This window comes from Acinetobacter kookii (assembly GCF_900096895.1).
Lineage (GTDB): Bacteria > Pseudomonadota > Gammaproteobacteria > Pseudomonadales > Moraxellaceae > Acinetobacter > Acinetobacter kookii.
The window spans coordinates 276774-289645 of sequence record NZ_FMYO01000001.1 but is presented as its reverse complement, the minus strand read 5'-3'; the positions used below and the strand labels follow the sequence as shown (position 1 = coordinate 289645).

The 12872-nt window shown below is 43.2% G+C and carries 12 protein-coding genes; 10 read left to right on the top strand and 2 right to left on the bottom strand.

Features of this window, described 5'->3' with window-relative positions:
* The first annotated feature begins 62 nt into the window (after positions 1-62).
* The 4 genes from tsaE (at position 63) to hfq (ending at position 4056) form a co-directional block, all read left to right on the top strand.
* Positions 63-539: a tRNA (adenosine(37)-N6)-threonylcarbamoyltransferase complex ATPase subunit type 1 TsaE gene (gene tsaE, locus BLP85_RS01450; protein WP_092818375.1), complete on the top strand. Its 477-nt coding sequence runs from the start codon at positions 63-65 to the stop codon at positions 537-539.
* Positions 532-2502: a DNA mismatch repair endonuclease MutL gene (gene mutL, locus BLP85_RS01445; RefSeq protein ID WP_092818374.1), complete on the top strand. Its 1971-nt coding sequence runs from the start codon at positions 532-534 to the stop codon at positions 2500-2502. Before tsaE ends, mutL begins: the two co-directional genes overlap by 8 nt.
* A gap of 6 nt (positions 2503-2508) precedes the next feature.
* On the top strand, positions 2509-3453 hold the full coding sequence (gene miaA, locus BLP85_RS01440) for a tRNA (adenosine(37)-N6)-dimethylallyltransferase MiaA (protein ID WP_092818373.1): 945 nt from the start codon (positions 2509-2511) through the stop codon (positions 3451-3453).
* Between the two features lie 90 nt (positions 3454-3543).
* Entirely contained in the window at positions 3544-4056 is a 513-nt protein-coding gene (hfq, locus tag BLP85_RS01435; protein WP_092818372.1) for an RNA chaperone Hfq, read from the top strand.
* Between the two features lie 138 nt (positions 4057-4194).
* On the opposite strand, the gene BLP85_RS01430 is transcribed toward hfq, so the two are convergent.
* On the bottom strand, positions 4195-5505 hold the full coding sequence (locus BLP85_RS01430) for a peptidylprolyl isomerase (protein WP_092818371.1): 1311 nt from the start codon (positions 5503-5505) through the stop codon (positions 4195-4197).
* Entirely contained in the window at positions 5505-7973 is a 2469-nt protein-coding gene (locus tag BLP85_RS01425) for an LPS-assembly protein LptD (protein WP_092818945.1), read from the bottom strand. Before BLP85_RS01425 ends, BLP85_RS01430 begins: the two co-directional genes overlap by 1 nt.
* 120 nt (positions 7974-8093) lie before the next feature.
* Here BLP85_RS01425 and BLP85_RS01420 point away from each other — a divergent pair, with 120 nt between their 5' ends.
* From BLP85_RS01420 to BLP85_RS01395, 6 genes are all read left to right on the top strand, one after another.
* Positions 8094-9107, top strand: a complete 1014-nt coding sequence (locus BLP85_RS01420) for an aminoglycoside phosphotransferase family protein (RefSeq protein ID WP_092818370.1) — start codon at positions 8094-8096, stop codon at positions 9105-9107.
* Positions 9108-9797 carry an N-acetylmuramate alpha-1-phosphate uridylyltransferase MurU gene (gene murU / locus BLP85_RS01415; protein ID WP_092818369.1) on the top strand — a complete coding sequence of 230 codons (690 nt, stop codon included), beginning with the start codon at positions 9108-9110 and terminating at the stop codon, positions 9795-9797.
* Between the two features lie 84 nt (positions 9798-9881).
* Positions 9882-10514, top strand: a complete 633-nt coding sequence (rsmG, locus tag BLP85_RS01410; RefSeq protein WP_092818368.1) for a 16S rRNA (guanine(527)-N(7))-methyltransferase RsmG — start codon at positions 9882-9884, stop codon at positions 10512-10514.
* 24 nt (positions 10515-10538) lie between these two features.
* Positions 10539-11321: a ParA family protein gene (locus tag BLP85_RS01405; RefSeq protein WP_092818367.1), complete on the top strand. Its 783-nt coding sequence runs from the start codon at positions 10539-10541 to the stop codon at positions 11319-11321.
* Positions 11318-12205 carry a ParB/RepB/Spo0J family partition protein gene (locus tag BLP85_RS01400; protein ID WP_092818366.1) on the top strand — a complete coding sequence of 296 codons (888 nt, stop codon included), beginning with the start codon at positions 11318-11320 and terminating at the stop codon, positions 12203-12205. Before BLP85_RS01405 ends, BLP85_RS01400 begins: the two co-directional genes overlap by 4 nt.
* A 28-nt stretch (positions 12206-12233) precedes the next feature.
* Positions 12234-12872 carry a MotA/TolQ/ExbB proton channel family protein gene (locus BLP85_RS01395; protein WP_092818365.1) on the top strand — a complete coding sequence of 213 codons (639 nt, stop codon included), beginning with the start codon at positions 12234-12236 and terminating at the stop codon, positions 12870-12872.

Genomic DNA, 12872 nt, shown 5'->3' with positions numbered 1-12872 from the left:
CATGGGCAATAAAGCGGTGCGATGCTATCATAATTGTTCTTTTGAATTTTGTCGTGAGTAATATGCAGTATTCATTTAATTTGGCTTTAAACAATGAAGACGATACCCAAAATTTAGCACAGGTTTTGGCAGAGCATTTTACAACGGGTGTAATTTATTTAATTGGTGATTTAGGTGCGGGTAAAACCACACTGACACGCTATTTTTTGCAAAGTTTAGGCCATCAAGGTGCGGTAAAAAGCCCCACTTATACCTTGGTGGAACCGTATAATATTCATGGAAAAGACATCTTCCATTTCGATCTATACCGTTTAAATGACCCTTATGAACTGGAGCTGATGGGCATTCGTGATTATTTGGAAACGCCGAATGCGCTATTTTTATTTGAATGGCCATCCAAAGGTGGCGATGAAATTCCACAGCCTGACCTGATCATCAACATTGAAAAGTCTGAAGATGAGCTGACGCGTACTGCAAGTTTAAGTTTCTCGTCTGCAGCATTAAACCAAGCATTAGAGAGCCATTTTAACAATGCGTGATAATTTAAGCGAACGCCGTATTCATGCACTTAATCCTGCACTGGCGAACCAGATTGCAGCAGGTGAGGTGATTGAACGTCCTGCATCGGTGGTCAAAGAATTATTAGAAAATTCAATTGATGCGGGGGCGACGGAGCTTATTATTCGGGTTGAGCAAGGCGGCAGTACCCTCATTGAAATCATGGACAATGGTCATGGGGTTCATCCTGACGATTTGGCTCTGGCCGTCATGCGGCATGCCACCAGTAAAATCCAGACGGCAGATGATTTGCATGCCATTGTCAGCTTGGGTTTTCGTGGTGAAGCCTTGGCATCGATTGCTGCGGTGTCACGCCTGACCCTGACCAGCAGTCAAAATGATGAAGGCATCGGTTATCAGGTAGAAGTCAATGGTACGGCTTTTGATCATCAGGAAATTCAAGCGGTTGCAACAAAAAAAGGTACCCATATCCGGGTACAGGATTTATTCTTTAATGTACCCGCACGTCGCAAATTCTTAAAAAAACAGGCGACTGAATTTGGTCATATTGAAGAAATCGTGCGCCGTCTGGCATTGACTCATTTCGATATCCGTTTTGTGTTGGAACATAACAATAATATCCGCCTGAATTTGCCGGTTGCAGATAGCGGTGAGCTGCGTTTTCAGCGTGTGCAGCAGCTCTTGGGCCGACAATTTACCGAAAATGCGTACTGGATTGATGCCGACAGTATCAATATGCGCTTGTCCGGCTGGTTGGGACATCCCTCAGATGCGCGTGCGCAAGCCGATTTGCAATATGTGTATGTGAATGGCCGGATTGTCAAAGACAAGACCATCTCGCATGCCTTGCGTATGGCTTATGATGGCATTCTGCACGGTCACCAGCATCCGGCCTATTTGCTGTTTTTGGAAGTTGATCCTGAAAATATCGATGTCAATGTGCATCCCACCAAACATGAAATCCGCTTTTTAAATCAGCGTGAAGTACATGAGTTTGTACGTCATTTTGCTAAAGAAAAGTTGTCTCAATTTCAAACGGCCACAGCTGAACTGGCTTCGGCCATGAAAAGGGATGAAGCAGATCAGCTTGCTGCTGTGCAGCCGCAACCGCGTTATCAGGAACAGTTTCAACTGCATAAGGCGGTAGATGCGTATACGCCACAACCGGAAGCGCAAATTTCTACCGATTTGCTAAGTGATTTTAATGCCAGCAGTCCGCAAACGGTGCATTATGCTTCATCTCATGTCGCAAATAGCTATTCAGGTTCACAACAGCTGAATAATGCCTTAAAAAGCTATCTGGCACCGTTACGCGAAGAAACGGATATTCCATCTTCTCAAATCAATAGCCTAAGTAGTCATCATATTGAAAAGCCGCAATCGACCTACGTGGATGAACATCCGCTGGGTATCGCCATTGCACAGTTACATGGCATTTATATTCTGGCGCAAAACAGCGAAGGCCTGATTATTGTCGATATGCATGCAGCGCATGAACGCATTGTGTTGCAGCAAATGAAAGCCGCATGGGATAAGCCTGAATTCTGGACATCACAACAACTGCTGATTCCTAAAGTGATCAGCATCAGTCGTATGCAGGCGATGCGGGTGGATGAGTTAAAAAGCCAGTTGGCACGACTGGGTCTGGAAATTGACCAATATGGCGATGAACAGGTGATTGTGCGTGGTGTTCCCGCCATTTTGCACAAGGCTGATTTTGCAGCCTTAGTCCCTGAATTGCTGAATGATCTCGATCCCAATGATGAAGCACAGGGATTGTTGCAAAAGCGTGACCAGATTCTAGCAGGTATGGCCTGTCATGGAGCAGTACGTGCGCATCGTATTTTAAGTCTTTCTGAAATGAATGCTTTACTGCGCCAGATGGAACAAACCGAATTTGCCAGTCAGTGTAACCATGGACGCCCCACCTGGCGTGCATTTCCACTTTCACAATTAGATAAACTTTTTGCTCGAGGAGAGTAGTTGTACATGTCGAATCAATTGCCGGTCATCAATTTAATGGGACCAACTGCAAGTGGTAAAACCGCTTTGGCATGTGAACTTTATGAGCAGGGTCATTTCGAGCTGATCTCCGTCGACTCTGCGCTGGTTTATCAGGACATGGACATTGGTACCGCGAAGCCGACGAAGGAGGAGCAGGCACGTTATCCGCATCATCTCATCGATATTATCACTCCCCTGGAAGTCTATTCGGCAGCCCAGTTTGTCGAAGATGCCTGCAGGTTAATTGATGATATCCATGCACGCGGTAAAACCCCAATTTTAGTTGGTGGTACCATGCTGTATTTCAAGGCTTTATTGGAAGGATTGTCGAGTAATTTACCGAGTGCGGATTATGCGGTACGGGCTGAAATTGAGGCCAAGGCGGAGCGTGAAGGCTGGGAGTCGGTCTATCAGGAATTATGTAAGGTCGATGCTTTGGCGGGTCAGAAATTTAAGGTCAGTGATAAGCAACGCATTATTCGTGCCCTGGAAGTATTTAGACTGACCGGACAGCCAATTACAAAACTACAAGCTGAACAACCCAAAAATATACCATATCGCTACACATTTCATAATCATGCTTTATTGCCTGATCGTGTAGAATTACACAAGCGTATCGAACAACGTTTAAAAACTATGTGGGATATTGGATTTTTACATGAAGTAGAAGGTTTGATTGAAAAATATGATTTAAATGATAATTTGCCCTCCATGCGCTCAGTTGGTTATCGACAAGCTCTAGAATTTATACAAAAAAGTGATCTAAGTGTCGAAAAACGACGGGAAATGGAGGATAAGTCTTTATTTGCAACACGACAACTGGCAAAACGTCAATATACTTGGTTAAGATCTTTGCAAGAATCGCATAATTTTAAAACATATTTGACGGTCCAGCAGGCTCAAGAAGACTTGCGAAAGTGTTACGGATAAAGCAAAATTTAGTAACTATCTTTTTTATAATTTTTATTGAGAAATAAAGATAGTTTTTTGCGCTGATTTTTAATTTTTTGGAGTTATAACATGTCTAAAGGTCAAACTTTACAAGATCCGTTCTTAAATTCTCTCCGTAAGGAACGTATTCCTGTTTCTATCTTCCTTGTAAATGGTATTAAGTTACAAGGTCATATTGAATCATTTGACCAATATGTTGTTTTGTTAAAAAATACTGTAAGCCAAATGGTTTACAAACATGCGATTTCTACAGTTGTTCCTGCACGTAATCCACGTCCTGCCGGTGCTCCTGCTGGTGCTCAAGGTGCTGGCGGTTTTGGTGGCGGTCAGCCTCAAGGTGGCTTCGGTGGTCAAGGTGGCTTCGGTGGTCAAGGCGGCTTCGGTGGTCAAGGCGGTTTTGGTAGCCAAGGTGGCTTCGGTGGTCAAGGTGGTTTTGGTAGCCAAGGTGGCTTCGGTGGTCAAGGTGGTTTTGGTAGCCAAGGTGGCTTCGGTGGTCAAGGTGGCTTCGGTGGTCAATCAAACCCGGGTTTTGAAAGCGAAACAAAATTTGAAGATTCTCAAGACGACGAAAATAATCGTTAATTGTTAATGCTTAAAAGCCTCTCTTTATGAGAGGCTTTTTTATTTGAGCACAAGCGAATAGATATAATGTATTTTCTTGTCGACAGTAAAAAACCAGTTGTTTAGGCAACTGGTTTTTTAACTCAAATCATCTAAGGATTATTTATTTTTTTTACGGTCCAGATTTAGATCTTTGATTTCTACAAAAGCATTGCTGCGAATTTCACGTAACCAGCTATCCAGTTCAGCATCAAATTGACGTTCACCCAGAATTTGACGTGCCATACGTTGCTGATATTCGCGCGTCATATCTTGTTGACGTGTATCAGTCACTTGCAGAATGTGCCAGCCAAATTGAGTCTGGAACGGTTGACTGGTCTGACCGACAGGTGTGTTTTTCATTTGTGCTTCAAATTCAGGCACCATGACACCCGGGTTCACCCAGCCTAAGCTGCCGCCATCGCGTGCAGAACCGGGATCATTGGAAAAAGTAGAGGCCAATACGGCAAAATCTTCACCCGCTTTTAAACGGTTGTAAATGCTGTCGATTTGTTGTTTGGCATTTTCAGGGCTTACTACTTCAGAAGGCTGAATCAGAATGTGACGTACCTGATATTGCGATACGATCGCTTTTTGCTCGCCGCCTTTGCGTTCAATCAATTTTAAAACATGAATGCCGTCACGTACCGGAATCAGGTCGGTCGTTTGACCTTCCTGCAGCGTGCTTACGCGGGCAGCCAGTTCAGCCGGGATGTCAGACAGGTTTCTAAAACCCATATCTGCACCTTCGACCTTAACGGTCTTGGTGGTGAACTTTTGGTCAATTGCTTTAACATCATTGCTGTTATTCAGTTCGGCTTTGACAAGTTTTGCCGTTTTTTCTAATGCTGCCTGGTCATTACCCGATACACGGATATGAATCACATGTGCCTGGCTGCCTAAAGCTGCTTGACCTTGTGGCGTTTTTAAAAAGTTTTCTACATCCTGATCACTAATTTTGATTCGGGACATTACAATTTGCTGACGCAGGCGATTAATTGCCAAATCTTCTGCAATGCGATTGCGCAAGGATTCATAAGTCCCTGGAGCAAAACCATCAAGCTTTTGCTGGAATGCTTCTAAACTCTTGGTGCCAGATTGGCCCGCAACCTTAAGCACAGCTTCATTCAGTTCTTTTTCATTCGGTTTGATATTGTAGCGTTTAACCTGTTCAAGTTGCGCTTGACGACTAATGAGCTGGTCCAGTGCCTGCTGCTGTAAATACTGTTCCGGTGGCAGCTGTTTTTTTTGTGTTTGTAGCTGATGTTTGAGTTCGGCGATGCCTTGTTCTAAATCACTTTTTAAAATGACACTGTTATCTACCAGGGCAACCACTTCATCTGAGGGTTGCGCAAATGTAGTCATTGATGAAGATAAGGCTAAAGCAAGCGCAGTCGCTTTAAAAAAATGTTTTAACTGTATTGTCTTCATTAACGTTGTGTCCAAGATTGATTAATATTATTGAAACCTAGAATACGGCTTTCGAGTAAAGATGACAGCTTGTTGTTGAAACCGCCTAAACCTTTGAGGCTAATTTCAGCCATAATGGCACGTTTTGGTGAAACACCTTCATCATTCACGTTGTCCAGGTCGTTATAGTAAGAACGACCATATACCGAAATGCCCCAGCAACATGACTCATAATTTACGCCGAGTAAATACTCGCGAGCGACATTATTGTCCAGATCATATTGGGCATGACCTAAAATACGCCAGTTATTGGCTACAGGTTGAATGAATGATGCAACAACCTGGTCATACTGGTCTTGGCGGTTTGGAATATCTTTGCGGTAGAAATAACCCAGGTTATAAAGGTTACCCTGATTGCCGGTGTAATACAGCTGCAAATCACGCTGGGCATTATCACCATTCGACATCCATGCAGAATTTGCACCTAAGGTGAAATTTTGCGACAGTTGGCTGGATACGCTTAAAATTGGACCGGTACGGCGCTCAGTATCAAACTGATCAGTTTCATTTTCTAGCGTTACCCGACGATCTTCAAAAAAGAAGCTTTGACCGACGCTGGTTTTTAGGCGTTCCAAACCGACTTCATCAAATAGACTATAACTTAGTCCTAAAGACAGGAAATTATTATCTTCTAAACGGTCATGTCCATAGAAACGACGAGAGTTAAAGAGCTGATCGTAATTGATGGATGCAGGAGCCGAGTCAAAGTTTGGATGCCCATCCTGATTTTTATAGGGTGCATAGGCGTAGAAGGCACGAGGAGTCAGTGTTTGTAGATACTTGCCTTCTTTTTCAAAGATTAAACCGGTATCTAAAGTGAATTCAGGGATGGTAACCGATTGATTTTCACTTGAAGAGCTAGTCTGGCTTTGTTGGTTAATAACTTGTTGCGTGTCTTTATCATAGAACGTATTTACATTGCGTAGCGATACTTCAGGAATGACAAACGACCAGGGATTGCGATAGTTGTAACGTACCGAAAAATCATTGTAAATTCGCGTGCCGCTCGGTTCGTAAGAGTTATTGTTGGTTAAACTGGAAGCATTGATATCTTTTTTGAAATAAGCCGTATCATGGTCAAATTCAAATTGTAAACCTTGCGGGTCACCGCCTGTATAGTTGAGTAAAAATTGCGGCAAACGTGCATAAGGACGATCTTGGTCGGAAACCGACTTATCTACAGTCTGGAAATCTTCTACTTTTAACTGGGCTCGAAGGCCAGGGATGCCATTGCCGTAGTTCAGTTCCCAGGCACGGCGCAAGTTTAAAGTGGTTTTAGAATTTGGATTATTGTTTAAATCGGCAAAATAGTCTTTATCTGAAACATAGTTATATTCAACATTGGTAGAAAACTGATTGTTGATTTGCCAGTTGTGTAAAAATTGTAAAGCTTTACGGTCTTGGTCGTTATATTCGCTGTCTGAAGCCAAGTAGCCGCCCCAAATCATACCCGAGCCGTAATTTTCCGTTAAATAGCGGAATTCGCCTTCAAGCATTGCACCGCGATTACCGATGTAGCGTGGTGTAACGGTTGCATCGTAATTCGGTGCCAGGTTTAAATAAACAGGAACTGCAAGCTCTACGCCACCATCGTTAGAAAAACCGAAATTTGGATTCAGGATACCTGTGGTACGGCGATCATCAATCGGGAAGTTGAAATAAGGTACCGCGAGCACCGGAACTTCTTTGACATAGAGTTTGGTTCCGCGTGTTTCACCGCGTCCTGTTTCCTTGTTCAAGGTGATTTTATCCGCCTGAATTTTCCAGCCCGGCTTTTCATCGGGTGGGCAGGTGGTATAGGTGGCATTATTCATCACCACCACATTTTCTGATGTGCGGGCAATTTTTTCTGCCATGCCATGCGCATGCTGCTCTTCAGAAATGTAGTAGCTGTTATTTAAATCGCCTTGCTGGGTCTTTAAGTTGTAATTGATCTGGTCACTTTGTGCCAATAAGCCGGCTTGTGCCATTTGCACACGGCCTTGTGCATTGGCATAAGTTTGGGTCTGGTCAATGGTAATTTTATCGGCGCGAATCTGGCGGCCTTGCTGGTCAATTAATACATTGCCTTCGAGAACGGAATCGCCATTCGGGTCATAATGGCCATAATCTGCAGTTACTGTAGATGTTGCATTGTCTGGATCTGCAGCTTTGGTATCCGGGCTGATCGGCGTAATCCAGGCACCTTTACAATAAGCAGAGCTTAAATGCTGTCCTTGACGCTGCTGGGCTTCCGGGGAGGATTTGTCTACATAATATTGTTCAAAAAATTGTTGTCCAGGATACGACTCCTGAATACTGTCTTTCATTTTTTGGTTGTCGACAGTCGAAGCCGGAATTGTGGATTCAGCATAGCTTGAGATCGAGCTGCCACATAAAAGGGTTAAAATAGCAGTCGCTAAAGGATTAAATTTAAACTGATGCTTCATTTGTTTCATTAACCAAGTATGCTTAATCGCAATTAATTATTCTCGCATCATAGAGAAAAAGTTGATAAGTGGCTACACTTAGCACTTTAAAAACTCAGCCTGTATTAGAATTTATCGCAAATGAATACACAACGTGAACAATTGATACAAACATGGATTACATCTGTACTTGGTTCAGATCAATTTGAGACTCATTTTTTGGCAGGCGATGCAAGCTTCCGTCGTTATGCACGAATCAAATTGAATAATAAAACATTTATGCTCATGGATGCACCACCAGAAAAAGAAGATTGTGGGCCTTTTGTGACGATCGATGAATTTTTTGATAACAATGGTGTACGTGTACCGCATATTGTTGCCAAAGATCTGGAATTGGGCTTCTTGCTGCTGGAAGATTTTGGTGATGTCCTGCTTTCGACCTTGCTCAATGAGCAAACGGTAGACCATTATTATGAGCAAAGTTTTAAACAGCTGATTCAATTACAGGCGATTGATGGAACACATCATTTTCCAGATTACTCATACGAAAAACTGATTGCAGAAATGCAACTGCTGACGGACTGGATGTTGCCTTCACTGCACATTCAACCGACAGATGAGGAGAGTGCTTTAATTAAACGCACTTTTGCCATTTTAGCCAACGCTGCCTTGGCGCAGCCGCAAGTGATTGTGCATCGCGACTTTCACAGCCGCAACCTGATGAAAATTGAAGGCGAAACCAATCTGGGTGTGATTGACTTTCAGGATGCCGTCATTGGCGCAGATACCTACGACTTGATTTCAATTACCCGCGATGCTTATGTACAGTGGAATGCGGACCGTGTTTATACATGGTTTAAAACTTTCTATGACCTGTTGCCTGAATCGGCAAAGCAGGACCGTGATTTCGAACAGTTTAAAAAAGATGCTGACATGATGGCTATTCAACGCCATATTAAAATTTTGGGCATTTTTGTGCGCTTATTTGAACGCGATGGCAAATCGGGTTATCTCAAGGATTTACCGCGTGTCATGTGGTATTTACTCGAAGAAAGCAAGCCTTATGCAGAACTGCAACCTTTTATGCAGTTTATTCAAGCGAAGGTAATGCCGAAATTTGAAGCCAAATATGGTTGCTATGAGGTTGCTGCATAAATGAAAGCCATGATTCTTGCTGCGGGATTGGGTAACCGCATGCGTCCACTGACTTTGCATACGCCAAAACCCTTGCTGGAAGTGGGTGGAAAGCCCCTGATTGTTTGGCATATTGAAAAACTGCAAAACATTGGCATAAAGGATATTGTGATTAATACGGCATGGCTGGGTGAAAAGCTTGCCCAGACATTGGGAGATGGCTCTCAATTTGGCGTCAATATCTTGTGGTCACATGAAGGCGAAGGCTTGGAAACAGCGGGTGGCATTATTAATGCCTTACCGCTTTTGGGTCAAGAACCCTTTATTCTGGTGAATGGTGATGTCTGGAGCACCATGGATTTTTCAACTTTACTGGATGTGAAACTGGAAAATGATCTCGCCCATCTGGTTCTGGTTGAGAATCCGGCTCAACATCCAAATGGTGACTTTACCCTGGCCAATGGTCGCGCATATACTTTTGATCAAAACCAGCCAGGTGAAGCACTGACCTATAGCGGCGTTGCGGTGATTCATCCCGGGATGTTTGCAGGCCTGGAAAATGGCAAGCGACCACTGGCACCTTTGTTAAAGCAAGCCATGCTTGAGCAACAAATTTCTGCATCCAAAATGCAGAGCGTTTGGGTCGATGTTGGCACTCCTGAGCGATTAAATGTACTGGATCAACAAATTAAGCAAGGCTTGTACGATTAAGTGCATATTCACTAAGCACAAGCTACTGTGACTTGTTGTATAAATCGGTATACTTCCATTAACTTTTCGAGACGTTATTTGTATATGCATCAGTTTTTCAAAGAACTTAAGCAGGGTAGTCAAGCTTTGGGTTTGGAGCTTAGCGATGAGGCTTTAAATTTATTACTCAAATACCAGGATGCTTTGGTACTGTGGAATAAAGCATATAATTTGACCGCGATTCGTGATCCCAAAGAGATGCTGGTGAAGCATCTGCTGGATAGTTTGAGTATTTTGAAAGATTTGCCTCAGGGCCGTTTGCTGGATATCGGAACGGGTGGCGGTATGCCAGGCATGATCATTGCATTATGCCAGCCTGAACGCCAGTGTGTATTGCTCGATTCGAACGGTAAAAAAATCCGTTTCCTGAAACAGTTTATTGCCGATTTAAAACTAAAAAATGTGGTAGCTGTACAGACGCGTGTCGAAAATGAAGAAAGCATTCAGGAACTGGGTCAGTTCGATGTTATTACCAGTCGGGCATTTGCCTCTTTAACCGATTTTGTGGCTGCATCTCAACCCTTTATGCATGAGCAAAGTATTATTGCATCAATGAAAGGTTTAATTCCTGAAGATGAAGTGAATGCTTTAAAAAATGAATTCAGTTGTGAGATTATTGAGCTTAAAGTTCCACGCTTAGACGAACAACGTCACTTGCTTTTATTGAAACATATTTAATTTTTTCGAAGGATTGGGGTCACCATGGCACAAATTATTGCGATTGCGAACCAAAAAGGTGGCGTAGGTAAAACCACAACCGCAGTAAATTTGGCAGCATCGTTAGCTGTTCTAAAAAAGCGCGTTTTACTTGTGGATATGGATTCACAAGGCAACGCCACGATGGGGTCTGGGATCCAGAAAAATGATCTTTTGTATTCGGTCACTGATGTTTTATTGGGTGAAGTCCCGATTGAAACTGCAATTACCAAAGCAGAAGTGGGATATAAAGTTCTCGGGGCTAACCGTGATTTGGCGGGTGTGGAACTTGCGATTGCCGAGCAGGATGGCCGCGAATATATTTTACGAGAAGCATTGCAAGAAATTGAATCTTCTTTTGATTATATTATCGTAGATTGTGCACCTAGCTTGAGCTTGATCACGGTGAATGCCTTGGCAGCAGTGCAAGGCGTTCTGATTCCGATGCAGTGTGAATACTATGCCCTGGAGGGTCTGGCCGATTTAACCCAAACCATTGACCGCATTCAGCAGGCTTTGAATCCTGACCTTGAAATCGTGGGTGTGCTGCGTACCATGTATGATGCACGCAATGCATTAACCCGTGATGTGTCGGAAGAACTGGAACAGTATTTTGGCAAAAAACTCTATGATACGGTGATTCCGCGTAATGTACGTTTGGCTGAAGCACCGGCACATGGTTTGCCGATTATCTATTTTGAAAAAAGCTCCAAGGGTGCAGTTGCTTACCTGAATCTGGCAGCTGAGATGTTAAAGAAAAGTAAAGTAAAAAAAGGAAGTAACGCATGACCACAAAAAAACGCGGACTAGCTAAAGGTCGTGGTCTGGATGCCTTGCTTGGCTCAATCCAGAAAGAAAAATTACAAATGGAAGCTCAAGCGTTAGATCATGGTCAGCTGAAACAGATTGATGTCCATTTATTAAAACGCGGTGAATATCAGCCGCGTCGTTTTATTCATGAGCAAGATCTTCAGGAGCTGGCAGCATCGATTGAAAAGCATGGGGTCATGCAGCCGATTGTGATTCGTCCAATTGATGATGAAAAGCATCCCTATGAAATTATTGCTGGTGAGCGTCGTTGGCGTGCTGCACAACTGGCGGGTTTAACAGAAGTTCCTGCAATTGTTCGTGACTTGAATGACCAGGTTGCCATCGCCCTGGCATTGATTGAAAACATTCAGCGTCAGGATTTAAACCCGATTGATCAGGCGATGGCACTCCAGCGTTTCCATGAAGAATTCGGTTTGAGCCATCAGGAAATTGCAGATACTGTCGGCAAGGCGCGTACCACAGTCAGCAACCTGTTACGTTTACTCACATTGGCTGAATCGGTAAAAGACTTCATGCAGCAAGGTTTGCTGGATATGGGGCATGCACGTGCCATTCTGACCTTGAAAGCCAAGGACCAGCTTAAAGTTGCAGAACATGTGATTGAAAAAAGTTTATCTGTACGCCAAACCGAACAACTGGTACGCGACTTTAATACGCCAAAACAAGAAAAACCAAAAGCTGAAATTGCACCCGATATTCAGCAACTGACGCAGCGTTTGGCAGAGCGTTTCAGTGCAGATGTGAAGATTGATCATAATAAACAAGGCAAGGGAAAACTTGTTATTCAATACCATTCACTTGATGAATTGGACGGTATTTTAAATATCTGTTTTGCAGAATAATTTTTAAAATTTTTATTGGGGAAAACATATGTGGGAATTAGTTAAGGCGGGTGGGTGGCTTATGCTTCCCCTTGTTTTATGTTCAATTTTTACCGTTGCAATCACGATTGAACGCTTTATTCGCTTAAAAAAATCAATGATTTTGCCTAAGGTATTGTTGCTAAACTCTGCGCAAAATACTGATGCGGTCATGCAGCAGTTACAGCAGGATCAAGCCTTGCAAGCGAGTACTTTAGGTCGAATTTTTATGGCGGGTTACCAAAGTAAAAATCAAAATCAGCAATTTGCCCGTGCACAGATGGAAACGACTGCATCGCAAGAAATTGGTTATCTGGAAAAAAACATCAACTTCTTGGGAACGTTGAGTGCGGTAGCACCACTTTTAGGTTTGTTGGGTACGGTTCTGGGCATTATTGAATCCTTCCTGGTGATTGATTTAGGCACCAATAGCAATCCCACTTTAATGATTCCGGGTATTTCAAAAGCGTTGATCACGACGGCAGCCGGGATGTTTATTGCCATTCCGGCACTGTTTGCCTATCGCTATTTTCAGCGTTTGGTACAAGAATATATTGCAGAACTTGAACAGCAATCGACCTTATTTCATGCAGCACTTTTCTATCAAAATTCTACAGATGAAGAACAAGATATTAGAAAAGCAGGTTAA